A 24948-nucleotide genomic window follows, 5' to 3' on the forward strand; every position below is an offset into this window, starting at 1 on the left:
TGCCCGGCGCGCGTGCGTCGGGCAAAGCCACCTTCTGTTCGATGGTGGAGGAGGGCCGGTTTGTTCTGCCTGTCCTTAATTACTGTGCGCTGCTATCGCTGCGAGTGTTGGCTCGCACTTGCGCATGACGTTCCTGATACGGCCGCAGTTGCGGATAGCTCAATGCGTTGACCGCTTCGAGATCGCCCGCGCGACGGGCGCTCGCCAGTTCTGCTTTCACTTCCGCACGCGATTTTGCGCTGTAAGCCGATTGAGCGAAGGCCGGAGCCGTTGCAAAAAGCGCCGAGATGAGCAGGCCGCCGATAAGTGTGTCTTTCATGAAGAACTCCTGGATTCGCTTGCGTCCGGTTGACGCTTGAAAAAAGTCTAGGAGTTTTCCTATTGGACAAAAATACCCATTGAGCCAACACATTGTTGTCGGGAATGGTTGAATGCTGGCGCACGAATCGCAGGTTGGCGGGTGTTACCTAGCGCGATTCTTACCATGCTGGTAAGAATAAATTGAGCTTTGTGGGCTTTTTATGCGGATGCTTCATAGATAGAGTCACGGCATCGATCGAACACGGTCGGCCAAACACTCATTCTGGAGATGTCAAATGAAGCGCATTCTTTCTGCTGTCCTCGCGTCGCTGGCCCTTTTTTCGGCAGTCGGTGCAGCGCAAGCCGCCGATTCGAATCCGACATCGTGCCAAGGTCCCGCATCGCAATGCAGCGTGTTTTTCGGCCACTGATCTGCCGAGGCGCAGCGGGTCGAACGCACTGAAATCATGCTCTTATCGCGGGAATGTTTCGTCAAAGTAACATTTTCGAACCATCTTTTCGGCAAACACCGAGTTATCCACAGTTTCTGTGGATAACAGTGGGGATAATCGGCCACAAACCTCGCAACAATGCGGGGGGAACTGGGTTGCTCAAATCATCGCAAAAATAGGCAGTCTGTTTGGTTTGTGACGGCGGTCAGACGGCTCGCCTATGATGTTGACTCGAAGCCGCGTCGTGTTTTCGCACGCGGATTTGTTGGCATCCTTCATGGAGCAAAACCTCATGGCCTACAAGATTGCGGTGGTCGTCGGAAGTCTGCGACGGGAGTCGTTCAACCGGCGGCTTGCGCACGCAGTCGAATCGCTCGCACCGGAAGATTTCTCGTTCGAGCATCTCGATATCGCCAGCCTGCCGTTGTACAGCCAGGACTACGACAGCGACTATCCCGAAGTCGCGGTGAAATTCAAGCAGAAGATCTCGGAAGCAGACGCGCTCCTTTTCGTCACGCCGGAATACAACCGCTCGATTCCGGGCGTGCTCAAGAATGCGATCGATTGGGGTTCGCGGCCGTGGGGCCAAAGCGCCTGGGGCGGCAAGCCGGGCGCGGTGATCGGCACCTCGGTGGGCGCGATCGGTACGGCTATCGCGCAGTCGCATCTGCGTGGCGTGTGCGCGTATCTCGACATTGCGATGCTCGGTCAGCCCGAGATGTACATCAAGCACGATGACTCGCGCATCGATGCGAACGGCGCAATCGTCAGTGACGACACGCGCAAGTATCTGCAAACCTTCGTCGATAAATACGTCGCGTGGGTCAAAAAAATCGCCGGATAAGAAGGCGTGTTCCAAAACGAATCGGCCCGCGCGTGCGGGCCGATTCGTCATTGCCTAAGCGTCCTGCAATTAAACGTGATGATGTCCCGTCACGCGATCCCAACCATGACGCACGGCAGCCTTGAAGCGCTCCCAGGTTCCGTCTTCCGGATGGCGCGTCTCCCACTCACGGCGCATCTCATATTCCATCTGATCGTCCCACGCGCGGCTGCGGAAGCGGTCGTCGTTGCCGAGCGTGGCGCCGTACCGATACGCGCCTTGATAATCCTCGTACGGCTCGCCGGTTGCAGCGTAGCGGGTGTCGTAGTCGGCGCGGAAGTCTTCCTCATATTCCATGTACTCGTTCGGCACAGCAGCCGTTCCAGCCGATGAACCCATCGCGCCCATCGATTGCGACTGGCTTTGACTCAGCGTGCCGCTTCGAATCTGCGCGGGTTCATCGAGCGGGCTCAGCGGTTCGACCGGACGCCAGTCGGCGGCGCTATCGGTACGTACGCCGGGCAGAGGATCGCCCATGTTGCCCGAACGCAGCGGATCGCGACCGGCAAGAGCGTCGCGCTCCGAAAGCGATTCGCCCGAGAGTTCGTCACGGGCGGCAAGCGGGTCGGCCGGCGTGCCGGTCAACGGGTCGCGGGCAGCGAGCGGGTCCATGCCAGTGGTGGCGAGCGGATCGCGGCCAGTGACGGGATCGCGTCCCGACAGCGGATCGGCGGCGGTGCGCGTCTCGACTTGCGTGTACTGCGTCGTCTCGTGACGCGTCGTGCCGGCATGCGGCATCAGCGAATCGTCTGCCGGGTCGCTCACGAAGTCGCGTGCACCCAGTGCGGCGGCATCGCGGCGCGTCAACGGGTCGCCGAGCGGATCGGCAAGCGGGTCGAGCAGCGGATCGGCGGCGGCGCCTGTGGCCGGGCTTGCTGCGTCGGTGCGCGGATAAGCGCGGGCGCGCGTTGCGTCCATGCGCGCATCGTTCACCGGCTCGCGGCCCGGCACTGCACTGCCGCGTCCGAGTCCCAGTTCGTCGAGTATCGAATGATCGCGGTCATCCACGCCGGCTTGCGGCATCGCGGTGCCGTGTTCGAGCGTGGACCAGCTTGCGGCGCGCTCATCGATATCGATCGCGCCTTGATCCGCAAGCGTCGCGCGGGCGACATCGGCTTGCTCTTCGCTCGGGGTATCGACGGCTACGAGCACTGCGCCACGACGCACGGCTTCCGAATAATGCGCGACTTCTGGCGGGTGATCGCGCCCGCCGAAAAGCATGCTGAAGAAGCGCTCGATGTTCGCCAGCACGCCTGGTTCGGCGTGCGTTTGGGCATCGGGCATGACGGACGGCTCGGCGGCATCGTCGCGTTTTGGATTCGCTTGCAACTCGATATCAGCGCGCGGGAAGCCCGCTGTAACGAGGGCCGAGCGTGCGTCCTCGGCCTGCGCGTAGGTGTCGAAAACTCCGATGACGGTGTGTCGCATATACGCCTCCTGCGGATGGGCGGAACTTCGAAATCGGCAACGTTGCGAAGTTGCCGTGCATGTTTGCCCATCACGCAACGAGCGTGCCGGATGCGCCGTGGCGCGTCTGGAAAGGCTCGCAGCGATGGATCACGCAAGGCGCTTTTACAAAACTGGTACAAAAAGCAGATCAGCGGCCGATTGCCCGAGCTTCGTTGAGACGTTCGCGAATCTCGTGCAGCAAGGCGTCGAGCAGCGCGATATCGAATGGTTTAGACAGCACGCGTGCATCGACGTGACGGGCGCGGTCCAGTTCTTCCGCGTAACCCGTGACGAGAATCACGGGGATGCGCGGCTCGAAGCGTTGCAGCATTTCCGCGAGGTCGATGCCGCTCATCTTGCCCGGCATGTGGATGTCGGAGAGCACCACATCGAAGGGAAATTCGGACGCTTCGCGCGCGCCTTCGAGCACGGTGACGGCGGTATCGGCGTTGAATACATAGCTCACGTGATGACCCATCATGGCGAGCAGCGCCTCCGTGCCGGCGGCCACTTCCTCGTTGTCCTCGACGAGTAACACGCGCAAGCCTTCGGTCTCCTTGACCACGGCGGGTTCGTCTTTTACCGCCGCGTTGGCCTCGGCCTCAGCGGCCGCGCGCGGCAGATAAAGACGCACCGCCGTTCCCGCGCCGATTGCGCTGTCGATAGTCGCGAGTCCGCCCGCGCGCTCGCAAAACGCAAACACCTGCGGCAAGCCGAGACCGGTGCCCATGCCTTTCGGCTTGGTCGTGAAAAGCGGCTCGAATGCGCGGCCCAAAACTTCGGAACTCATGCCGAAGCCCGTGTCTTCCAGCGTGACCTGAACGAAATCGCCGGTGATCGGAAAGCCGTCTTCGTGACGGAAGCGCACGTTGTCGGCGCGCACGGTGAACGTGCCGCCGCTTGGCATCGCGTCGCGCGCGTTGACCGCGACGTTGATGAGCGCAAGCTCCAGTTCGGCGGGGTCGACGCGCACGGGCCAGACATCCGCGGTCACTTCGACGTGGAGCGCGACCTTCGCGCCAAGCGACGCGCGCAGCAGTTCGCGCCCCGCCGGCACCCATTTGCCGATGGCAATGGTTTCGCTGCGCAATGGCTGCTTGCGCGCCACGCCGAGCAATTGCCGCGTGAGCGACTGTCCGCTCTTGAGCGCGCGTTCCATCGCGGAGAGTTCACGTTCAAGACCGGGCGCGCCGCGCCGTCGCGCGATCTGCACGTTGGTCGAGACGATCATCAGCAGATTGTTGAAGTCGTGCGCCACGCTGCCGACGAGATTGCCGAGCGCTTCCATCTTGCGCGCCTGCCGGTAGGCAGATTCGATCGAGCGCCGCATCGACGCTTCGGCTTGCCAGCGTTCCCACGCTTCTTCCTCGATGGCGAGACGCCGCAGCGATTGCCCGATGACGCCCCACAGCACGATGCAAGGCGCGAAAATCGACAACGCGAGCACGCTCAAATGCCGATACCACTCGGCCCATAACGTGGAGATCGGATAGCCGCTCGACACATAGACCGGATAGCCGCCGACCCTGCGGAACGCGACGATCTTCAGCTCGTTGTCGAGCCCGGACATCATCTCCACGACGCCGCTGCGCCGTCCCGCGCGATATGCCTCGCGCAAGGGCGAACTGGCCGCGAGCGCCATGCGGTCGGGCGGCCGTTGCGGATACCACGCGAGCACTTCGCCATCGCTGCGTGCAAGGCCGAGCGAAACGGTCGGACTGTCGCCGAGGAGTTCGCGATAGAACGCGTTGAAATAAGCAGGACGCAGCGCAATTGACACGATGCCGTTGAACTTGCCCTTGTCGGTGCGTCGCACGACCGCCGTGTTGAAGACCTGTTCGCCCGCCACGCGCCCGAGCATCACGCGCGAAATCTGTTCGATGCTGCGGTCGTCGCGCATGCCACCGAAGTCCTCGCGCGTCGCGACGGACACATCGGGCGTCGGCCAGGTGCGGCTCGTCACGAGCAGCTTGCCGTCGGCGCCGAACACCGAAACGGCAGCGACTTGCTGATAGTTGTTGCTCATCATCTTGAGACGGTCGTGGATGAGACGACTGTCGCGGCGGATCGGTTCGTCGTCGAGTCCATCGAGCAGATCGACGATGCGTTCGTTCAGCGTGACATTGAGATCGAAGACCTTGAGCGCGTGCTCTTCGGCGACGCGTGCATTGCGGGCGACGGTTTCGGCGGCGAGCGCCTCGCGGTCGTGGTAGTCGGTGTATGCGGTGACTGCCACGTAAATGCAGGGCAGCAGAATGGCGGCGACGAGCAACGCATAAAGCGTCAGGCGCTGTGCGGCGAAGTTGCGCTCGGGAACCACCGGGAATGGCGGTTCATCCTGCCTCTGTTCGGCGGCAGGATCGGCGTCGGACTCCTCACGTTGCAGCGTCATATTTGGCAGCGAAGTGGAAAACTTTACGCGCGCGCGTGTCGTTCGAAGCGTTGAACGCTTCGTTCACAGTATTCCAAAGCACTTGAACGGATAGGGCTGTGGAGTAACCGGTTCGGGCAAGCACGAAGAATGCCGATTTGGGTTTAGAACGTGCGTGCGCGCAGGACTAGCGACATTACCAGAGAGGAGGGAATGCAGGTAAATACGATGCCGCCGCATGCAAGCGCTCGAGTCACGCGTGCAAGTAACGCCGCTGAAAGCCACGCCGCTGAAAGCCACGCCGCTGAAAGCCACGTCGGTCAAGGCGCAGGCTCGATCGCCAAAGAATTGTTATACTCTTTGCCGCTTCCGGCGTACTTGCCACCGGCCCGCCGGCATTCATCGACTCGATCCACTCAGCGCCAAGCCGTTCCGCGCGCACCCGGAATCGTCGAGGCTGGCGTCATCCAACAATTCGCCCTCGGGGCGCGATAGCGAAAGAACTCGCGGAGTCCGTCTTGGCCGTTTCCCACACCATCGCTGACGAATCTGCTCCCGATGCCGCGAAGGCGTCATCCGGCAGCTCGTTTTATCTCGCGATGCGCATCCTGCCCGCCGACCAGCGGGACGCGATGTATCAGATCTACGCTTTTTGCCGCGCGGTCGACGATATCGCCGACGAAGGCAACTTGCCGCGCCGCGAACGCGCAATCGCGCTCGACCGCTGGCGCGAAGACATCGACGCGTGCTATGCCGGCGCGCCGCGAAAATCGCTCGAACCGCTCACGCGTCACATCCAGGCTTTCCAGCTTTCCCGCGACGACTTCCACGCTGTCATCGACGGCATGGCCATGGACGCCGCATGCGACATCGTCGCGCCCGACGAAGCCACGCTCGACCTCTATTGCGACCGCGTGGCAAGCGCGGTGGGCCGGCTATCGGTGAGAATCTTCGGGATGCATGAGGACGCCGGGCGACGGCTTGCACACCATCTTGGCCGCGCGCTGCAGTTGACGAACATCCTGCGCGATATCGACGAAGACGCGGGCATCGGCCGCGTCTACCTGCCGCGCGAACTGCTCGCGCGCGAAGGCATCTCGACGAGCGACGCGGCGAGTATCGTCGCCGATGCGCGCCTGCCGCGCGTGTGCGCCGTCATCGCCGAACGCGCCAAAGGGCATTACGCGCAGTCGGACACGATCATGGCCGCTACGCCGCGCCACGAAGTGCGCGCGCCGCGCATCATGTCGGCGGCGTATCACGCCGTGCTCGACGCCAATCTGAAACGCGGCTTCGACCTGCCGCGCACGCGCGTGCGCACGCCGCGTGCGCGGCTGCTGTGGATCGTCGCGCGCAATCTTCTCTGATGTCACGGCTGGTACACGTCGTCGGCGCGGGCCTAGCGGGCCTTGCCGCAGCAGTTCAGGCGCAACGGCGCGGCGCGCGCGTCGTGCTTCACGAGGCGGCGGCGCATGCGGGCGGACGCTGCCGTTCCTATTTCGACGTGAGACTCGGCGCGACCATCGACAACGGCAATCATCTGCTGCTGTCCGGCAACCATGCGGCGTTGGGCTTTTTGCGTGCGATCGGTTCCGCCGATACGCTCATCGGCCCGAGCCAGCCCGACTACCCTTTCTTCGATTTTGCCAATGGCGCGGCGTGGACCATTCGCATGTCACCGGGACGCCTGCCGCGCTGGATTTTCGACGCCAACGCCCGCACGCCAGACACGCAGCCCGCCGACTACTTCGCGCTGCTGCCGCTCTTCTTTGCGAAGCCGGGCCGCACCGTCGGGGAATCGATGCGCGCCAAGGGCCCCGTGTGGGACGCGCTCGTGCGCCCGCTCTTGCACGCCATGCTCAACACCGAGCCCGACGAAGCCAGCGCGGCGCTTGCCGCCAATCTGTTGCGCGAGACGGTCGCGGCGGGCGGACAGGCATGCCGGCCGCTCATCGCGCGTAACGGGCTTGCGCATGCTTTCGTCGAACCCGCGCTGCGGCTTTTGCAGTACGGCGGCGCGGACATCCGGCTGGGCGCGCGCGCGGCAGGTATCGCCTTTTCGGGCACGGATTCGCAGGAACGGGTAAGCTCCATCGCTTTCGAAGATCGCGCCGAGCCGGTCGTGCTCGCACCGGGCGATGGTCTCGTGCTTGCCACGCCGTCCGAAACCGCGCGTCGCCTCGTGCCGGATCTCGTCGCGCCGGACGAGTTTCGCGCCATCGTCACCGTGCATTTCGCGGTCGATGCGCCGTCCGATCTCGGGCCGATCACCTGTCTCGTCAACGGCACGGCTAATTGGCTATTCGCCAACGACGGCAGACTGAGCGCGACAATCGCTGCCGCGGATCACTTGCTCGCGACGCCGCACGACGAACTCGCGCACACGGTCTGGCAGGAAGTGGCGCGCGCGGTGCGGATGTCCGCCGTGCCCATGCCGCCCTGGCAGGTCGTGGCCGACCCGCACGCAACATTTGCCGCTGTGCCGTCGCAGGAAGGTTTGCGGGCCGCGACGCGCACGCGCTGGAACAACTTCACGCTCGCGGGCGACTGGACGGCGACCGGTCTGCCCGCGACGATCGAGGGCGCGATCCGCTCCGGCCAGAAGGCGGCGGACGTGCTGATGAACCCATCGATGGAACGCTGATGAACGATTTATCCCTGTCGGCCGTGGGCGCGCCGGTATCGAAAGCCGCGCTGGACCATGCCGTCGCCGAAGCCACCGATGCGCTACTCGCGGCGCAACATCCCGAAGGCTACTGGCTGTACGAACTCGAAGCCGACGCAACCATCCCGGCTGAATACGTGCTGCTCGTCCACTATCTCGGCGAGGATGCGAATCCGACGCTCGAAGCGAAGATCGGCCGCTATCTGCGCCGTATCCAGCGTGCAGACGGCGGCTGGCCGCTCTTCACCGACGGCGCGATGGACGTCAGCGCCACCGTCAAGGCGTATTTCGCGCTGAAGATGATCGGCGATTCGCCCGACGCGGAGCATATGCAGCGCGCCCGGAGCGCGATTCTCGCCGCGGGCGGCGCGGAAAAGGTCAACGTGTTCACGCGCATTTTGCTGGCGCTTTTCGGCGTCGTGTCGTGGCGCGCGGTGCCGATGATGCCCGTCGAAATAATGCGTCTGCCGATGTGGTTCCCGTTCCATCTGTCGAAGGTCTCGTATTGGGCGCGCACGGTCATCGTGCCGCTGCTCGTGTTGAATGCGAAGCGGCCGGTGGCGAAGAATCCGCGTGGCGTGCGTATCGACGAGCTGTTCTTGGATGCGCCGGTCAATACCGGCATGCCGAGCCGCGCACCGCATCAGAGCCGCGGCTGGTTCGGCTTTTTCCGCGTGGTCGATACCGTTTTGCGCGCAACCGACAACGCGTTCCCGAAAGCGGGCCGTCAGCGCGCAATCGAGGAAGCCGTGCGTTTCGTCGATGAACGCCTGAACGGCGAAGACGGCCTGGGCGCCATTTTCCCGGCGATGGCCAATTCCGTGATGATGTACGACGTGCTCGGGTATCCGCCGGAGCATCCGCATCGCGCGATCGCACGCAAGTCGCTCGACAAGTTGCTCGTCATCGAAGAAGCCGAGGACGGCGAGGCGTACTGCCAACCGTGTTTATCGCCCGTCTGGGATACGTCGCTCGTGGCGCATGCGCTGCTCGAAACCGGCATGCCGAAGGCGCGCGCGGCGGTCGGGCGCGGTCTCGAATGGCTCTTGCCGCTGCAGATTCTCGACACGCGCGGCGACTGGGTTTCACGCCGGCCGAACGTGCGGCCCGGCGGCTGGGCGTTCCAGTTCGCCAACCCGCATTACCCCGATGTCGACGACACCGCCGTCGTCGCAATGGCCATGGAACGCGCCGACCGCGAAAACGGCTCGGCGATCTACGCCGAAGCGATCTCGCGCGGACGCGAATGGGTCGTCGGCATGCAAAGCAGCGACGGCGGTTGGGGCGCGTTCGAACCGGAAAACACGCAGTTCTATCTGAATAACATCCCGTTTTCGGACCACGGCGCGTTGCTCGATCCACCTACCGTCGATGTCTCCGCGCGCTGCCTTTCCATGCTCGCGCAACTCGGCGAAACGCCCGCCAACAGCGAACCGGCGCGGCGCGCGTACGACTACATCGTGAGGGACCAGGAGCGCGACGGAAGCTGGTACGGCCGCTGGGGCATGAACTACATCTACGGCACCTGGTCGGCGTTGTGCGCGCTGAACGCGGCCGGCGCGGCGCCTACCGACTCGCGCGTTAAGCGCGGCGCGGAATGGCTCATTCGCATTCAGAACGCGGACGGCGGCTGGGGCGAGGGCGGCGAAAGCTACAAGCTCGACTATCGCGGATACGAACAGGCGCCGAGTACGGCATCGCAAACGGCGTGGGCCGTGCTCGGGCTGATGGCCGCGGGCCAGATCGAGCACCCGGCGGTGGCGCGCGGTATCGACTATCTCGTTCGCACGCAGCAAAGCCACGGTTTGTGGGACGAGACGCGCTTCACCGCGACGGGTTTTCCGCGCGTGTTTTATCTGCGCTACCACGGCTATCGCAAGTTCTTTCCGCTGTGGGCGCTCGCGCGATATCGCAACATGACGCGTGAAGGCCTGACGCGCGTGACGGCGGCCGTGTGAACGCGCCCGACGCGCGCTCGCTCCACGCATTGCGCCACGCGGCGGGCGGCTTGCCTGTCATTGCCGTGACCGGCATGGCGTTCGAGGCGAAGATCGTGCGCGGACGCGGCGTGGAAGTCGTGTCCGCGGCGCGCTCGGACTGGCTGGAGCGCGCGTTGTCGGACGCCATTTCGCGCGGCTGCACGGGTGTCATCAGCTTCGGAACAGCGGGCGGACTCGCGCCCGATCTGGAGCCGGGCGCGCTCGTCGTGGCCAGCAGCGTGTGCGGACCTTTCGGCGAATTGCGTACCGACGACGCCTGGTCCGCGCGTATCGTCGATGCCTTCGCGGGCACGCCGCTACAGCGCCTCACGCGGCGCGGCGTCATGGCCGGCGTCGCCGCGCCGGTCAAGAGCGAAGCGGAGAAACGCTCGTTGCATTCGTCGACGGGCGCGCTCGCGGTGGATATGGAATCGCATATCGCCGGGGCGATTGCCCTCGCGCGCGGTCTGCCGTTCGCCGTGTGCCGCGCGATTGTCGATCCGGCATGGCGCACGCTGCCGCCCGCGGCCACGGCTGGTTTGCGCGATGACGGCACCACTGCCATCGGTCCGATACTGCGAGAACTCGCGCGTCAGCCCGCGCAACTCGGCGCCATGCTGCGTCTCGCCGCCGATGCCCGCGCCGCGCGAACATCGCTCGTACAAGCGCGTCACGCGCTTGAAACCGCGCATGCACTAGCGTTCGATTGACCGCGTAACGTGCCGCTTGCTTTCTGCGGGTTAACCCGCATCTGCGTATAATCAGGGAAAACCCTAACAAAACTGCGTGCGATCAGTCACGTGCGCAGGGTCAGCAGAAAAGGAAGCGCAAATGAATTTTCACACTCGCAAATGGGTCAAGCCCGAAGACCTGAATCCGAACGGCACCTTGTTCGGCGGCAGCCTGCTGCGCTGGATCGACGAGGAAGCCGCGATCTATGCCATCTCGCAACTGGGCAATCAGCGCGTCGTGACCAAGTTCATGTCGGAGATCAATTTTCTGGCGTCGGCGCGGCAGGGCGACATCATCGAACTGGGAATCACGGCGACGCATTTCGGCCGCACCTCGATCACGCTGCGCGCCGAAGTGCGCAACAAGATCACGCGCAAGAGCATTCTCACGGTCGAGAAAATGGTGTTCGTGAACCTCGACGCGCAAGGCGACCCGGCGCCGCATGGCCGCACGGCGATTCGCTATGCGGACGAGTTGTTCGAAGCCTATCGACGCGACCAGCGCGTGGTGGAAGCGCCGAAGGCATCGAGCGATGACTACATGCAGGAAGCCGCGGAAGAAACGCACTGAGGCAATTGAAACGGGCGCTGCAAAGCGCCCGTTTCATTTTGAAGCTGAGAAAAGCCTTGGCAACACAGGCTTACTTCGCGCCCGGATCTTCGTACTGCGGCACGTCTTGATCCTTGCTCGAACTCGACGGCGTGGTTTCCGCCGGCGCTGGCGACTTGCCGCCCATTCCGCCCGCTGGCGCGGCGGCCGCGCCCGGATCAGCGTAATTCGGCAGACCTTGCGCCGCGCTGCCGCCGCCCGTCGCGCCAGTAACGCCCGGCGCGCTCGCGGCATCGGGAGCGGATGCGCCTTCATCGCCATAATCGGGCAACGTCGCCGTACCGCCGCCCGTCAACAAGTACTGCCGGCGCTGCGTGTAGGCATCGCGCACGAAGGCGTATTTGTCGAGCGCGGCCTGCGAGAGAAGATCCGTCGCGCCGATCAGATCGGCCCGCGCGCTCACGAAATTGATGCCGTACAGCGGCCAGCGGATTTCGTTATCCGCGTAGCTGATCGGGTTCACGCGCCAGTCGACGAGCCACGTCGTCGAGTCCCGGAACGAACTCGGGCCGAGCAGCGGAATCACGAGATACGGGCCGGACGGCACGCCGTAGTGTCCGAGTGTCAAACCGAAGTCCTGATGATGCTTGGGCAAACCGGCCGGCGATGCAATGTCGATCAAACCGCCAAGACCGAACACCGAGTTGATGGCGATCCGCATCAAATCCTGCGTGGCGTCCGTGATCTTCAGTTGCAGCAGGTTGTTGGCGAAGTTGCTGAAGTCGCCGATATTTGAAAAGAAGTTGCTGACAGCCGTGCGGAACGGGCTCGGCGTGTAGTCCACATAGAACTGCGCAACCGGCTTCGCGACGTAGGTATCGAGCGTGTCGTTGAATTTGAAGATCGTGCGGTTCATCGGTTCGAGCGGATCGCGCGGATTGCGGTCCGGTCCGGTCGCGCATCCCGCGACCAAAAGCGCGCTCGCAATCACCACACTCGTGGCCAGCTTGCGATGCGCACCAGCGGCTAAAGCCGTTCTCATTCTTCGATTCCTCTTAGGTTGTCGTGCCGCTGGCTCGCGCGCAGCTTCGCCCGATCGGCTGCGCGTACACGGCGGGGCTTGCCCATCAATACCGGCTGAAATACCACGGCGCCGATCAGCGTGCACAAAAGCGACAGCGCGAGCAGCCGCCCCATGCTGGATGTGCCGGGGTGATGCGAAAACCACAGACTGCCGAACGCGGTTGCGGTCGTTGCCGCGCTGAACATCACGGCATGCGTGAGACTCGATTGCAGCAAGCGCGTCTGGCCGGAGCGCCACGCCATCACGAAATAGATCTTGAACGCCACGCCGACGCCCAGCATGAGCGGCAACGCGATGATGTTCGCAAAGTTGAGCGGCATCCTGAAGACGACGCACAGTTCCAGCGTGACGATCGCGGAGACGAGCAACGGTACCAAAGTTCGTAAAACATCGCCCAAACGGCGCAAGGCGATCCACAACAGCACGGTGATCGCGATCAGCGAGTAGATCGCCGCCTGCTGGAACGCCTTGATGATCGTTTCGGCCGAATGGCGCACGGAGATCGGACCGCCTGTGGCGTTCGGCTCGGCGTGGCGCACGGCATCGGCGAAACGGGCGAGCAGGGTGTCGTCGTTCGGATCGGCGCCCGGCGGCACTTTCGGCGAGACATCGACGAGCGCCTGACCACTCGGCGTAACCCACGTCTCGACCATTTGCGGCGGCAAGGTGGCGCGCGTGATCTCGACCGGCTGCAACAGCGCGCGCAACTGGCCGAGCGCGAGGCGCAATGGCTCGGCCATCGCGTGGTCGGCGCGATCGCGCGTGGCGGCATCGGCGGCGGCGAGCTTCTTGAGCGTGGCGGAGAGATGCTGCGCTTCGGCCGCGCCCGCGCCGGGGTGATCGTCGGCCGCGAGCGACAGCGCACCCGCGACACGCTTGAGCGTGGCGACGCGCACTTCATCCGTCACGGGCGATGCCACCGGCTGGTTCAGCGCCGGCAGCAACTGATCGGCGGCAGCCTTGATGAGCGCGAGCTTTGCCGGCTGATCGGCCGGAATCAGCGACGACAACGTGGTCGCGCGATCCACTTCCGGCAGCTTCTGGAGCTTCGCCGCGATGCGATCCGCTTCCGCTAGCGAAGGCGCGAGCACCGCGACATCGTTGACCGCGCCCTCGGGTGAATCCTTGAGCGAGGCGAGCGTCGCCATCGACTCCGTATGCGGATCTTTCAGATGCAGCGGGTTGAAGTCGAAGTGCAGATGGAACAGGAGCGGCAACGCGCCGATCACGACGACGAGCGTGCCGATCAGCACTGGCTTGCGATGCCGGTCGAGAAATTCATCGACGGGGGCGAGCACCGGAAAGCCCGGCGCGCTTGCTTCGCCCGGCGGCGCAAACACCTTGATGAGCGCGGGCAGCAAGGTCATGTTGGTGATATACGCGACGAACATGCCGACGCCCGCGATCAACCCGAGTTCCGACACGCCGCGATACGCGGTCGGCAGAAAGGAGAAGAAGCTCGCGGCAGTCGCGGTGGCGGCGAGCGTCAGCGGCACGGCCACATGCCGCGCGGTTTCGGCGAGCGCCACGTCGAGCCGCTTGTGCTTGTGCCGTTCCTCGCGGTATTTCACGCCGAACTGAATGCCGAAGTCCACGCCCAGACCCACGAACAGCACCATGAACGCGACCGAGATCATGTTGAGCGCGTGGACCATCATGAGGCCGAGCGCGGCCGTGATCGCGAGCCCGACGAAGAGCGTGATGAACACCGCGAGAATCATGCGCTTGGAGCGCAACGCAACCCACAGAATGACCAGTACGACCAGGAACGTGAGGATGCCGTTGAGCTCGGCGCCATCGGCCACGGAGGCAAATTCTTCGTCGGCGAGGGGTTGCGCGCCGGTCAGAAGCAGCGTCGCGCCGTACTTCTTGTCGAGGTTCAGCCTGGCCGCCACGGCGCGAATTTCGTCCGATGAGCCCGCCGCCGCCTTGAGCGCGTTGAAATCGAGTTCCGGCAACACGGTGACGAACGCGCGCGCCGGTCCGGTGCTCTTTGCGGAATCCGCCACGTCGCGCCAAGAGAAGGCAACCGGCTGATTGGCCAGCACGCCGTCGAGCACGGTCGCGCTCTTGCCGAGCAAGCTGGCCATCTGGCCGAGATTGATCTGGCCTGTCAGCAGCGGCACATTGAGCGTGGTATTCAGCGTCTGCGCGAGGCCGGTGAGTGTCGGGTCGTGCGCGAGCGTGTTGATGAGCGGACGCGCCTGCACGAGCTGCTTCGTGACTTCGTCGACCTTGGCGGTGGGTAAGTACAAAAGGCCGTTGTGCTCGAAGAAATCGCCACCTGAAGGTTGCGACACCGACTTGAAGCGCGCCGGCTCCTGCTTGAGCGCGGCGGCGAGTTCGTTCGCGGCGGCATCGGCAAATTCGGGGGCCGCGGCTTCGACGACGATCAGTAGCGTGGCGCCGCGCTGCGGAAACGCGGCGTCGATTGCCTTGCTGCGCGCGGCCCACTCCGGCTCGTTCTCGATGAGTTGGCTGACATCGGTGCTGATCTTGAAGTGATGGACGACATAAATCGTGCTCAGCACGCCGAGCAGCAGCGAAATGGCGATAATCCACGCCGGACGGCGTATGGCGATGGTGACGAAGCGAGTAATGTTGGACGTCAGCATGAAGACGCTACCTGGTGTGTCCTGTTATTTTTGCGGGCCGCGTGCTGCCGGCGAGATGATGCGCGCCGGCGTCCGGCGATGCCGCGCAAGTATACCGGTCGATGCCGGGCACGAACGCGCCATGCGTCTTGAACTGTCGATGCCCCCGCGTGTCGATATACTGGCTCGACGCGTGCCGGCTGCATCGGCGTTACCGGGTATTGCGCCGTCCCCATACCAATTCCAACCTCAGAACTCATTCAGAGAACGGGTGCCATGAAACGCTATCTGTCCATTTGCTTCGCATTTCTTTTTGCCCTCGGCCTGTCCGGCGAGGCTTTCGCGCAAACTAGCCCCGACGCCGTCGTCAAGGCCGCTGTCGAAGGCACCGTCGACGCGATGAAGGCCGACCCGCAAGCGCGCGGCGGCGACATGGCGAAGATCACACAACTCGTGCAAACGCGCTTTTTGCCCGCCACCGACTTCCAGCGCACGACGCGCATAGCGGTGGGCAAGGCATGGGCCAGCGCCACGCCCGAGCAGCAGAAACAGCTTTACGACCAGTTCCAGACGTTGCTTGTGCGGACCTACGCGGCTTCGTTGTCGCAATTACGCGATCAGGACGTCAAGTTTAGCTTCGAGTCGCCCAAGGCCGATGCAAACGCGCGCGACGTCGTGGTCGAATCGCACGTCGTTTCGACTGGCGGCGACAATCCGGTGCGTTACAGATTGGGTAAGACGGCGCAAGGCTGGAAAATCTACGACATCGACATGATGGGCGCGTGGCTCATCCAGGTCTATCAGCAACAATTCGCGGGGCAACTGCAGAAAGACGGTGTCGATGGGCTGATCAAGTATCTGTCGGAGCACAATTCGCGCTCGGCGGGGTGACATCGAGGCGCAATAGCGCCCGCGACGCCACCTGCACCAGCCAGACTCATGTAAGAAACGCGACGGTGATGAGCCGTCGCGTTTTTTTTGTTTATGACGCGCCTGTCCTGTTTTCCTATACCATTTGGCCGAGTCTAAAATGACTATCGTTACGTGACCAGGGGCATTATCATGGCTGTCAAGCGAGTTTCGAAATCCGAGTTCAAGGCGAAAGCGTTGGAGTACTTTCGTCTCGTGGAATCGACAGGGGAACATATGATCGTGACAGACCATGGCAAGCCCGTGCTCGAAGTGCGGCGCTACGACAACTCATCCCTCACGCCGCTGGAGGAATTGCGCGGAAGCGTGTTGCGCTATGACGACCCCATGGAGCCCGTTGGCGAGGACGACTGGGAGGCGCTGGAATGATCGTGCTGGACACGCACACGTTGCTGTGGTGGGTGAGCGGAGCGGCGCTCGGCAAGCTAGCTCGGGCAGCGATCGAGCAAGAATTGGAGGAAGGCGGGGAGATTGTGATCTCGACCATGACCGCATGGGAAATCGCGATGTTGGTGAAGCGAGGTCGGGTTGTCCTCTCCGCGGACGTTGGCGACTGGCTCGACAAAGTGAGTCGAATAGAAGGCGTGCGCTTCGTCCCCGTGGACCGAAACATCGCAGTCAAATCCGCCGATTTGCCGGGCGAGTTCCACAAAGATCCGGCAGACCGCATGATCGTGGCGACGGCGCGTTCGCTTTCTGCACCTCTGGTCACGAAGGACCGGAGAATTCGCGACTATCAACACGTCAAGACCATTTGGTAACCCGAAAACAAAAAGGGCGGACAACCAGAGTCATCCGCCCTTCCATCAATCACCCTCGGCCACTAATGCGCCGCGGCGGGTGCCTTCGATCCCTTGCCCTTCGACATCCGCCCGATCTCTTCCAGCTTGATCTCGACGTGCTTCGAGAACACGTACTCGGCCGGACGCTGCTTGTCGATCGGCAGATCCTTCGCGTACGCGCCTTCCGTACGCGGGCCGCGCATTGACACACCAAGCGCCTTTAGCGGATGCGCCACGGTATCCATCACGGCGGTGGCTTCGAAGCCGCTATGCACCATGCAGTCAGCACACTTCTCGTAGTTGCCCGTGCCGTACTTTTCCCACTCGGTGGTTTCCATCAGTTCCTTGAAGGTCTTCGCGTAACCTTCACCGAGCAGATAACACGGACGCTGCCAGCCAAATACCGTGCGCGCCGGGTTGCCCCACGGCGTGCACTGATACGTCTGGTTGCCCGCGAGGAAGTCCAGGAACATGGCCGACTGGCTGAACGACCAATTCTTGCCGTTGTTGCCGCGCTTGAAAATCTCGCGGAACAACGTCTTGGTCTTGTCGCGGTTCAGGAAGTGCTGCTGATCCGGCGCGCGTTCATAAGCATAGCCGGGCGACACCGTGATGCCGTCCACGCCCATCGGACCGAGCGTATCGAAGAACTTGGCGACGCGATCGGGATCGGCGTCGTTGAACAGCGTGCAATTGATGTTCACGCGGAAACCGCGCCGCTTTGCTTCCTTGATCGCCTTCACGGCCTTGTCGTAGACGCCGTCTTGCGATACCGAGTGATCGTGCGCCTGCTGGTCGCCATCGAGGTGAACGGACCAGACGAAGTACGGGCTCGGCTCGTAATCGTCCATCTTCTTTTCCATCAACAGCGCGTTCGTACAGAGATACACGAACTTCTTGCGCGCGATGATGCCCTTCACGACCTGCGGCATCTCCTTGTGCAAGAGCGGCTCGCCGCCCGCGATGGAAACGACCGGCGCGTTGCACTCGTCGACCGCGCCCAGGCACTCTTCCAGCGACAGACGTTGGTTGAGAATGGGATCCGGATAGTCGATCTTGCCGCAGCCGTTACACGCCAGATTGCAGCGGAACAGCGGTTCGAGCATCAGTGCAAGCGGGTAGCGCTTGTTGCGCGAAAAATGCTGGCGAAAGATATAGGCGCCAACGCGGACTTTCTGAAGCAGCGGAATAGACAATTGCTTGCTCTCCTTATTCTTCGCGGGTGGCCGTCGCTGCCGTGGTCGCCAGGGCGGCGAGCGGTTGCAACAGCTTCGCGGGGAGTTTGAATTCGACCTTTTCCTCGCGGCCTTCCATCGTCGTGACTTCGACGTGGCCGAACGCGCGCAGGGCATCGATCACATGTTTGACCATTTCCTCGGGCGCCGAAGCACCCGCGGTGATGCCGACAGTCTGCGCCTTTGCAAACCATTCGGCCTTGACTTCCGAACCATCGGCGACGAGATAACTCGGCACGCCGGTTTCCGCGCCGATCTCACGCAGCCGGTTCGAATTGGAACTGTTCGTGGCGCCTACTACGAGCAAGACATCGACCTGAGTGCTCAACTCGCGCACGGCGGCCTGGCGATTCTGCGTGGCATAACAAATGTCGCGCGTGTCCGGACCCACGATATCGGTGAAACGGCGCTGCAAGGCGTCGATGATGCCGCGTGTGTCATCCACCGAAAGCGTGGTCTGCGTGACATAGGCGACCGGGGCATCGACGGGCAAAGCGAGCGTGTCCACTTCCGCCTCGCTTTGCACCAGCACGACCTCGCCCGGAATCTGCCCGATGGTGCCTTCCACTTCCGGATGCCCCGCGTGGCCGATCAGAATGAGTGTACGGCCTTGCGAGACATACTGCCGGCCCTGCACGTGAACTTTGGTGACGAGCGGGCAAGTGGCGTCCAGCACGTCGAGCCCGCGTGACAGCGCGTCTTTCTCCACCTTCTTCGCGACGCCGTGCGCGCTGAAAATGGCGACCGCGCCGTGCGGCACCTCGTCGAGCTCCTCGACGAAACGTGCGCCCTTGCCGCGCAGATTGTCTACGACATGACGGTTGTGAACGATCTCGTGACGCACATACACCGGTGCGCCATGCCGTTCCAGCGCCCGATCGACGATTTCGATCGCGCGAACCACGCCCGCACAAAAGCCGCGGGGTTGAGCAAGGATGATACGCATATTCGAACGAACTCCGACTGGCGCGGGTTTCGGATCAGGCGGCGCGATGCTCGCGCGTTCCATGGGACCACATTATCGTGCCGGCCATGCCGCAAACGGGCGGCGTGGCGAGCCCGGAATGCAGACCGGAAAAAACGACGTGCCGGGTTCGGTCTGCATGCCGAAGATGACCGCGTATTCTAACTCGTTCCCTTTATGGGTGCTTGTCGCATACGTTCCGGCTGAGCCTTGCGGCACGCGGCAATACGGCGACCGGCATATCCCATTAAACTGTCGGGTGCTCCGGGCGGGGCGCTCGCTCGCCACGGTGCGATTGCGTCGTTTGCGCCTTGTTTGCGTGCCCCGCGCGTTATTCCTTCGTGTATTTTTGGCGCAACGCCCCGGCCCGCTGCAATCCCTGATCCGACCTGATTCAACGCAAGCGCACTCGGTCGTCCGAGCTGCCGCCTTCGACTTTCATCTCATGCTACTGATCGCCTGGCTGTCATTTCTGATCTGGATCGTGTTGCTGTTCGCCCGTGGCGGCTTCTGGCGCGCCCAGCCCGCACCCGCGCTTTCCGCGACGACCGTGCACGCGGTCGGCAAAGCCGAAATCGCCCGGCGCGGCGCGTGGCCGGCGCTCGTGGCCGTGGTGCCCGCGCGTAACGAGGCCGACGTGATCGGCCGCGCGGTCGGCTCGCTGCTCAGGCAAGACTACGCGGGCGCGTTCCACGTGATCGTCGTGGACGATCACAGCACCGACGGCACCGCCGCCGCCGCACTCGCCGCCGCCCGCGATCTCGGGCTCGATGACCGTCTGACCGTGCTCACCGCGCAACCGTTGCCGCCTGGCTGGTCGGGCAAGGTATGGGCGCAGTCGCAGGGCATCGGTGCCATCGATTCGCTCGGTCTGCCCGCCGAATTCCTTCTGCTTACCGATGCAGACATCTACCATCCGGCCGATGCCGCCACGCAACTCGTCGCGCGCACGATTTTAGAAGACCGCGATCTCGTCTCGCTGATGGTGCGGCTGCGCTGCGACTCGCCGTGGGAGAAGGCGCTGATTCCAGCGTTCGTGTTCTTCTTCGCGAAGCTGTATCCGTTCGCGTGGATCAACGACGTGCGGAAAACGACCTCGGGTGCGGCCGGCGGCTGCATGCTGGTGCGCCGTTCGGCGCTGGTGGAGGCGGGCGGTATCGAGTCGATCCGGCAGGAACTCATCGACGATTGCAGTCTTGCCGCGCGCATCAAGCATCGCGCGGGGCGCAACGGCGCGCGGCCCATTCGGCTCGATCTGGCCGAATCGAGCGAGTCGCTGCGTCCGTACGATCACTGGCGCGAAATCTGGAACATGATCGCGCGCACCGCGTTCACGCAGTTGCGCTACTCGCCGCTTCTGCTTGCGGGTACGGTGCTGGGCATGGTGGTGATCTATCTCGCGCCGCCGTTGTTGGCGCTTACAATGGGCGCGCGTGCCTGGCCCGCCTGCGCGGCGTGGGCGCTCATGTGCATTGCGTATGGGCCGATGCTGCGCTACTACCGGCGTTTGCTGCTGTGGGCGCCGTTCCTGCCGCTGGTGGCGCTGTTCTACGTGAGCGCGACGATCGGCTCGGCCGTGCGTTACTGGAGCGGCAAGGGCGGTCAGTGGAAGGCGCGCGTGCAGGCGCCGACGCAGGAAGGCTCCTGACCGACTTGAACGCGCGTTACTTCTTCGTCAGAAGGGCATACATCTCGACGACGGCGTGCGGCGAAAACGTGAACGGCACCCAGCCGTGTCCGCCGTGACGCATGATGAGCAGTCGATCCCCGTTTGCGTGCTTCTGCACGGCCATCAGCGGGTTTTTCGTTGCCGCGAAACGCCAGCCGGGCGCGATGCCGACAGGCTGATCCGGCGTCATCGATGCACGCACGTTCGCCAATTCCTCGATCAGCTCCGACACGCCTTCGGGACTCAGTAGCACCGATTGGCCGGCGATCGTCATTTCGATTGCATCGCGGTCGGGGCGCGAGACGGTCAGCGTAGGCTTTTCCGCAGGTCTTGCGGCTTGTTCGCGCTCGGCTTCGGCGCCGAGCGGCGCGGGTTCCGCAGCGGGCGCGACGGGCTCGGCGCTCGTCACGCGCATGGGCAGCGGAGCGGGTTGGTCGTCTGGAGAAGTAGCGGACTGGAGGAGCGTGTCGAGGCTCGACTCCAGCGCGCCGAGCTGGTCATGTAGATTCATGCGAAGGTATCTGTGTCTTTCGATGCTGGCAGCGAGACCGTGATTTTACCTTCTCCGTCAGGAGTCACCGGGCACACGTTGTAACGAAATGCTTGGAAACGGCTGCCGATGAAGCGCTTCGCCGCTCCCCGCCGCAAAGAAAAAGGCGTCTTCCGGATTGCTCCGGGAGACGCCTTTCGAGACGGCGCCGACTACTTTACTTCGCGCGTGCCTGTGCTTCGGTCAGTGCTGCGTTGAGCGTCTTGCTCGGACGCATCACCGTTTCGAGCTTGGCCGGGTCCGGCTGATAGTACCCGCCGATATCCGCCGCATTGCCCTGCACGGCGTTGAGTTCGTCGATGATCTTCTGCTCGTTGTCGCCTAGTTGCTTCGCGAGCGGCGCGAACAGTTCGGCGAGTGCGCGGTCTTCCGACTGGTTCGCGAGTTCCTGCGCCCAGTACATGGCCAGATAGAACTGGCTGCCGCGATTGTCAAGCTGACCGGTCTTCGGCGACGGGCTCTTGTTGTTGTCGAGCAGCTTGCCGGTGGCGGCATCCAGCGCCTTCGCGACGAGTTTCGCGCGCGCGTTGTCGTTCTTGATGCCGAGTTCTTCCAGCGATACCGCCAGCGCCAGAAACTCGCCGAGCGAATCCCAGCGCAAATGGTTTTCTTCGACCAGTTGCTTGACATGCTTCGGCGCCGAGCCGCCCGCGCCGGTTTCGTACAGGCCGCCGCCCGCCATCAGCGGAACGATGGAGAGCATCTTCGCGCTGGTGCCGAGTTCCATGATCGGGAACAGGTCGGTCAGGTAGTCGCGCAGGATATTGCCCGTCACCGAGATCGTGTCCATGCCGCGGATCACGCGTTCGAGCGTGTAACGCATGGCGCGCACCTGCGACATGATCTGGATGTCGAGGCCCGTGGTGTCATGGTCCTTGAGATACGTCTCGACCTTCTTGATGAGCTCGTTTTCGTGCGGACGGTACGGGTCGAGCCAGAACACGGCCGGTGTGCCCGAGTTCTTCACGCGCGTGACGGCGAGCTTGACCCAGTCGCGGATGGGCGCGTCTTTCACGAGACACATGCGCCAGATGTCGCCTTGCTCGACTTCCTGCGTGAGCGAATCGAGCACTTCGTTGGTCGCGTTATCGACGATACGCGCCGTGCCGGCTTCGCTGATCTCGAAAGTCTTGTCGTGCGAGCCGTATTCTTCGGCCTTCTGCGCCATCAGGCCGACGTTCGGCACCGTGCCCATGGTGCGCGGATCGAACGCGCCATTGGTCTTGCAGAAGTTGATGATTTCCTGATAGATGCGCGCGAACGTGCTTTCCGGGATCAGACACTTGGTGTCTTGCGGACGGCCGTCGGCGCCCCACATCTTGCCGCCCGCGCGGATCATGGCGGGCATGGACGCGTCGACGATCACGTCGTTCGGTGCGTGCAGGTTCGAGATGCCTTTAGCGGAATCGACCATGGCGAGCGCCGGGCGATGTTCATGACAGGCGTGCAGGTCGCGGATGACTTCATCGCGCTGCGATTCCGGCAGCGTGTCGATTTTCGAGTAGAGATCGACCAAGCCGTTGTTCACGTTGACGCCGAGTTCCTCGAAGAGCTTCGCGTGCTTGGCGAACGCGTCTTTATAGAACACCTTGACCGCATGACCGAACACGATGGGGTGCGAGACCTTCATCATGGTCGCCTTCACGTGCAGCGAAAGCATGACGCCCGTCTTGTGCGCGTCTTCCATCTGGTCTTCGTAGAACGCCACGAGCGCGTTCTTGCTCATGAACATGCTGTCGACGATCTCGCCTTCCTGCAGCTTGACCTTCGGCTTCAACACGATGGTTTCGCCGCGCTTCGTGACGAGTTCCATGCGCACTTCACGAGCCTGGTCGTTGGTGATGGACTTTTCGCCGTGATAGAAGTCGCCATGCTTCATGTGCGCGACGTGCGTACGCGACGCCATGCTCCATTCGCCCATGCTGTGCGGATGCTTCTTCGCAAAGTTCTTGACCGCGAGCGGCGCGCGGCGGTCCGAGTTGCCTTCGCGCAGCACCGGGTTCACGGCCGAGCCGAGGCACTTGGAGTAGCGCTGACGAATGGCCTTCTCTTCGTCGTTCTTCGGCTCTTCGGGATAGTCGGGCAGCTTGTAGCCCTTCGACTGCAATTCCTTGATCGCGCTGATCAGCTGATGCAGCGACGCGCTGATGTTCGGCAGCTTGATGATGTTGGTGTCTTCGAACTGCGTGAGCTTGCCGAGTTCGGCGAGGTTGTCCGGCACGCGCTGTTCTTCGCTCAGGAACTCGGGAAACTCGCCGAGGATACGCGCGGCGACCGAGATGTCGCTCGTTTCGACATTGACGCCGGCCGGCGCGATGAAAGTGCGGACGATCGGCAGAAAGGCGCTGGTTGCGAGCAGCGGAGCTTCGTCGGTCAGGGTGTAGATGATAGTGGGTTGCTGATTACTCATCGCTTGTCTCGACTTCGCAGAACAGGTTGGAAAAAAGCGCCGGCTGCATTCACCCTTCCGGCCGTGAATCCGCTATTTTGCATGATTTTGAGGGGCGCGCGTGTGAAAGCTGGTCGCCGCGCGGGCGTAAAACAAAGCATTTTTATTTCAAATCAATAACTTGGAAATTTTTAGGTCTTATAGAAGAGTTGAGCCAGTCTCGCAATGCGGAACGTTGCGCCCTCAACTGCCCAGATAGCCGTTCGCACGGAACCAGTCGAGCGCGTCTTTGAGCCCTTCGCGATACGGCCGCGCGCTGTAGCCTAGTTCCCGCTCCGCCTTTGCCGACGTGAAATACATCTTGTTCTTCGACATGCGCAGCGCGTCCACCGTCACGAACGGCTCCTTGCCGCTGAACTTGGCGAACATCTCCGCGCCCACGGCGAGCGGATAAAGCGGCCCGCGCGGCAGCTTGATGGTCGGTGGCTTCCTCCCGACGAATCCGGCGATGTCCGCGAGCATCTGCTGCAATGGCAGATTCTCGCCCCCCAAAATATAACGTTCACCGATCTTGCCGCGTTCGAGCGCAAGAAAGTGGCCGTTGGCGACATCATCGACATGGACGAGATTCAGGCCCGTGTCGACGAAAGCGGGAATCTTCCCTGTCGCCGCTTCGACGATGATGCGCCCGGTAGGCGTCGGCCGCACGTCGCGCGGACCGATGGGCGTCGAAGGATTCACGATCACCGCCGGTAACGCGTCATTCGCGACCATGCGCTCGACGGCGCGCTCCGCCATCACCTTGCTGCGCTTGTACGCGCCAATGGTGCTCGCCGTGTCCGACGGCTTCGTCTCATCCGAGATTGCGCCCGAACTCGTGACCTTGAGCGTCGCCACGCTGCTCGTGTAGACGATGCGCTCCACGCCTTCGGCCAGCGCCGCGCGCATTGTCGCCTCGGTGCCCTGCAGGTTCGCGCGCTCGATTTCGCCCGGGTCCGGCGCCCAGATCCGGTAGTCGGCGGCCACATGGAACAGATAGCGCACGCCCTTCATTGCGGCGCGCATTGAGGCTTCGTCGCGCATGTCTCCGACGACGATCTCGGCATCGAGCGCTTCGACGTTCTTGCGCGGACTCGTGGCGCGGACCAGCACGCGCACCTTGAAACCGCGCTCGATCGCGAGCCGCGCAACCGCCGAACCCACGAAACCGGAGGCTCCCGTGACAAGCACGCGTGAGCCGGAAAATTCAGTCATTCTTACCTCGCCCTTACATTTGCGCGGCGGTTTTTTCGTAACAAGTGCCGCGCGACAATGGATGCGTCAAGAACCCGCAAAGCCAGATATGACAAGGGCTTGCGGGTCGTGCTATGG

The 24948-nt window shown here is 63.0% G+C and carries 20 protein-coding genes; 10 read left to right on the plus strand and 10 right to left on the minus strand.

Annotation, left to right across the window (positions count from 1 at the left end; genetic code table 11):
• Positions 1-79: 79 nt before the first annotated feature.
• Positions 80-319, minus strand: a complete 240-nt coding sequence (locus P9250_RS15900) for a DUF4148 domain-containing protein (protein WP_310393984.1) — start codon at positions 317-319, stop codon at positions 80-82.
• Between the two features lie 725 nt (positions 320-1044).
• Between P9250_RS15900 and P9250_RS15905 the strand changes: the two genes are divergently transcribed.
• Complete coding sequence (locus P9250_RS15905) at positions 1045-1596, plus strand: NADPH-dependent FMN reductase (RefSeq protein ID WP_244828871.1); 552 nt, start codon at positions 1045-1047, stop codon at positions 1594-1596.
• 69 nt (positions 1597-1665) lie between these two features.
• On the opposite strand, the gene P9250_RS15910 is transcribed toward P9250_RS15905, so the two are convergent.
• Complete coding sequence (locus tag P9250_RS15910; RefSeq protein ID WP_310393986.1) at positions 1666-3063, minus strand: hypothetical protein; 1398 nt, start codon at positions 3061-3063, stop codon at positions 1666-1668.
• A gap of 169 nt (positions 3064-3232) precedes the next feature.
• Positions 3233-5476, minus strand: a complete 2244-nt coding sequence (locus tag P9250_RS15915; RefSeq protein ID WP_250492956.1) for a hybrid sensor histidine kinase/response regulator — start codon at positions 5474-5476, stop codon at positions 3233-3235.
• Positions 5477-5973: 497 nt separating this feature from the next.
• On the opposite strand from P9250_RS15915, the gene hpnD reads away from it, so the two are divergent.
• From hpnD to P9250_RS15940, 5 genes are all read left to right on the plus strand, one after another.
• Positions 5974-6822, plus strand: a complete 849-nt coding sequence (hpnD, locus tag P9250_RS15920; RefSeq protein WP_310393989.1) for a presqualene diphosphate synthase HpnD — start codon at positions 5974-5976, stop codon at positions 6820-6822.
• A complete protein-coding gene (gene hpnE / locus P9250_RS15925; protein WP_310393990.1) occupies positions 6822-8099 on the plus strand; it encodes a hydroxysqualene dehydroxylase HpnE in 1278 nt (425 codons plus the stop codon). Before hpnD ends, hpnE begins: the two co-directional genes overlap by 1 nt.
• Complete coding sequence (gene shc / locus P9250_RS15930; RefSeq protein ID WP_310393993.1) at positions 8099-10078, plus strand: squalene--hopene cyclase; 1980 nt, start codon at positions 8099-8101, stop codon at positions 10076-10078. Before hpnE ends, shc begins: the two co-directional genes overlap by 1 nt.
• A gap of 74 nt (positions 10079-10152) precedes the next feature.
• Positions 10153-10809, plus strand: coding sequence for a phosphorylase (locus tag P9250_RS15935; protein ID WP_310394181.1), 657 nt, complete (start codon positions 10153-10155; stop codon positions 10807-10809).
• A gap of 121 nt (positions 10810-10930) precedes the next feature.
• Entirely contained in the window at positions 10931-11401 is a 471-nt protein-coding gene (locus tag P9250_RS15940; protein WP_250510440.1) for an acyl-CoA thioesterase, read from the plus strand.
• A gap of 70 nt (positions 11402-11471) precedes the next feature.
• On the opposite strand, the gene P9250_RS15945 is transcribed toward P9250_RS15940, so the two are convergent.
• Together P9250_RS15945 and P9250_RS15950 are read right to left on the minus strand one after the other, a co-directional pair.
• The gene (locus P9250_RS15945; protein WP_310393995.1) at positions 11472-12422 is read right to left on the minus strand and encodes a VacJ family lipoprotein; all 951 of its coding nucleotides are present in this window, start codon (positions 12420-12422) and stop codon (positions 11472-11474) included.
• Positions 12419-15079, minus strand: a complete 2661-nt coding sequence (locus P9250_RS15950) for an MMPL family transporter (protein WP_310393996.1) — start codon at positions 15077-15079, stop codon at positions 12419-12421. Before P9250_RS15950 ends, P9250_RS15945 begins: the two co-directional genes overlap by 4 nt.
• 255 nt (positions 15080-15334) lie before the next feature.
• Here P9250_RS15950 and P9250_RS15955 point away from each other — a divergent pair, with 255 nt between their 5' ends.
• The 3 genes from P9250_RS15955 to P9250_RS15965 all read left to right on the plus strand — a co-directional run bounded on the left by P9250_RS15955 (position 15335) and on the right by P9250_RS15965 (position 16749).
• Positions 15335-15949: an ABC transporter substrate-binding protein gene (locus tag P9250_RS15955; RefSeq protein ID WP_310393998.1), complete on the plus strand. Its 615-nt coding sequence runs from the start codon at positions 15335-15337 to the stop codon at positions 15947-15949.
• Between the two features lie 168 nt (positions 15950-16117).
• Positions 16118-16357 carry a type II toxin-antitoxin system Phd/YefM family antitoxin gene (locus P9250_RS15960; protein WP_409014904.1) on the plus strand — a complete coding sequence of 80 codons (240 nt, stop codon included), beginning with the start codon at positions 16118-16120 and terminating at the stop codon, positions 16355-16357.
• Entirely contained in the window at positions 16354-16749 is a 396-nt protein-coding gene (locus P9250_RS15965) for a type II toxin-antitoxin system VapC family toxin (RefSeq protein WP_250467576.1), read from the plus strand. Before P9250_RS15960 ends, P9250_RS15965 begins: the two co-directional genes overlap by 4 nt.
• Positions 16750-16811: 62 nt before the next feature.
• Here the strand turns inward: P9250_RS15965 and hpnH are convergent, their stop codons facing one another.
• A complete protein-coding gene (gene hpnH / locus P9250_RS15970; RefSeq protein ID WP_309848336.1) occupies positions 16812-17966 on the minus strand; it encodes an adenosyl-hopene transferase HpnH in 1155 nt (384 codons plus the stop codon).
• Between the two features lie 13 nt (positions 17967-17979).
• Positions 17980-18951 (minus strand): 4-hydroxy-3-methylbut-2-enyl diphosphate reductase, encoded by a 972-nt coding sequence (gene ispH / locus P9250_RS15975; RefSeq protein WP_244828860.1) that lies wholly within the window; start codon positions 18949-18951, stop codon positions 17980-17982.
• A gap of 463 nt (positions 18952-19414) precedes the next feature.
• Here ispH and P9250_RS15980 point away from each other — a divergent pair, with 463 nt between their 5' ends.
• Entirely contained in the window at positions 19415-20617 is a 1203-nt protein-coding gene (locus P9250_RS15980; protein WP_310394000.1) for a glycosyltransferase, read from the plus strand.
• Positions 20618-20633: 16 nt separating this feature from the next.
• Here the strand turns inward: P9250_RS15980 and P9250_RS15985 are convergent, their stop codons facing one another.
• From P9250_RS15985 to hpnA, 3 genes are all read right to left on the minus strand, one after another.
• The gene (locus P9250_RS15985) at positions 20634-21149 is read right to left on the minus strand and encodes a hypothetical protein (RefSeq protein WP_250492948.1); all 516 of its coding nucleotides are present in this window, start codon (positions 21147-21149) and stop codon (positions 20634-20636) included.
• A 196-nt stretch (positions 21150-21345) separates the two neighbouring features.
• On the minus strand, positions 21346-23598 hold the full coding sequence (locus P9250_RS15990; RefSeq protein WP_250467572.1) for an NADP-dependent isocitrate dehydrogenase: 2253 nt from the start codon (positions 23596-23598) through the stop codon (positions 21346-21348).
• A 222-nt stretch (positions 23599-23820) separates the two neighbouring features.
• The gene (hpnA, locus tag P9250_RS15995; protein WP_310394005.1) at positions 23821-24831 is read right to left on the minus strand and encodes a hopanoid-associated sugar epimerase; all 1011 of its coding nucleotides are present in this window, start codon (positions 24829-24831) and stop codon (positions 23821-23823) included.
• Positions 24832-24948 lie beyond the last annotated feature (117 nt).

Origin of the sequence: Caballeronia sp. LP006 (assembly GCF_031450995.1) — a bacterium.
Taxonomy (GTDB): Bacteria; Pseudomonadota; Gammaproteobacteria; order Burkholderiales; family Burkholderiaceae; genus Caballeronia.

Excerpts from the sequence above, each read along its gene's own strand:
- P9250_RS15900 (WP_310393984.1), bottom strand. The coding sequence starts at position 319 with ATGAAAGACACACTTATCGGCGGCCTGCTCATCTCGGCGCTTTTTGCA.
- P9250_RS15905 (WP_244828871.1), top strand. The coding sequence starts at position 1,045 with ATGGCCTACAAGATTGCGGTGGTCGTCGGAAGTCTGCGACGGGAGTCG.
- P9250_RS15910 (WP_310393986.1), bottom strand. The coding sequence starts at position 3,063 with ATGCGACACACCGTCATCGGAGTTTTCGACACCTACGCGCAGGCCGAG.
- P9250_RS15915 (WP_250492956.1), bottom strand. The coding sequence starts at position 5,476 with ATGACGCTGCAACGTGAGGAGTCCGACGCCGATCCTGCCGCCGAACAG.
- hpnE (WP_310393990.1), top strand. The coding sequence starts at position 6,822 with ATGTCACGGCTGGTACACGTCGTCGGCGCGGGCCTAGCGGGCCTTGCC.
- shc (WP_310393993.1), top strand. The coding sequence starts at position 8,099 with ATGAACGATTTATCCCTGTCGGCCGTGGGCGCGCCGGTATCGAAAGCC.
- P9250_RS15935 (WP_310394181.1), top strand. The coding sequence starts at position 10,153 with ATGGCGTTCGAGGCGAAGATCGTGCGCGGACGCGGCGTGGAAGTCGTG.
- P9250_RS15940 (WP_250510440.1), top strand. The coding sequence starts at position 10,931 with ATGAATTTTCACACTCGCAAATGGGTCAAGCCCGAAGACCTGAATCCG.
- P9250_RS15945 (WP_310393995.1), bottom strand. The coding sequence starts at position 12,422 with ATGAGAACGGCTTTAGCCGCTGGTGCGCATCGCAAGCTGGCCACGAGT.
- P9250_RS15950 (WP_310393996.1), bottom strand. The coding sequence starts at position 15,079 with ATGCTGACGTCCAACATTACTCGCTTCGTCACCATCGCCATACGCCGT.
- P9250_RS15955 (WP_310393998.1), top strand. The coding sequence starts at position 15,335 with ATGAAACGCTATCTGTCCATTTGCTTCGCATTTCTTTTTGCCCTCGGC.
- P9250_RS15965 (WP_250467576.1), top strand. The coding sequence starts at position 16,354 with ATGATCGTGCTGGACACGCACACGTTGCTGTGGTGGGTGAGCGGAGCG.
- ispH (WP_244828860.1), bottom strand. The coding sequence starts at position 18,951 with ATGCGTATCATCCTTGCTCAACCCCGCGGCTTTTGTGCGGGCGTGGTT.
- P9250_RS15980 (WP_310394000.1), top strand. The coding sequence starts at position 19,415 with ATGCTACTGATCGCCTGGCTGTCATTTCTGATCTGGATCGTGTTGCTG.
- P9250_RS15985 (WP_250492948.1), bottom strand. The coding sequence starts at position 21,149 with ATGAATCTACATGACCAGCTCGGCGCGCTGGAGTCGAGCCTCGACACG.
- P9250_RS15990 (WP_250467572.1), bottom strand. The coding sequence starts at position 23,598 with ATGAGTAATCAGCAACCCACTATCATCTACACCCTGACCGACGAAGCT.
- hpnA (WP_310394005.1), bottom strand. The coding sequence starts at position 24,831 with ATGACTGAATTTTCCGGCTCACGCGTGCTTGTCACGGGAGCCTCCGGT.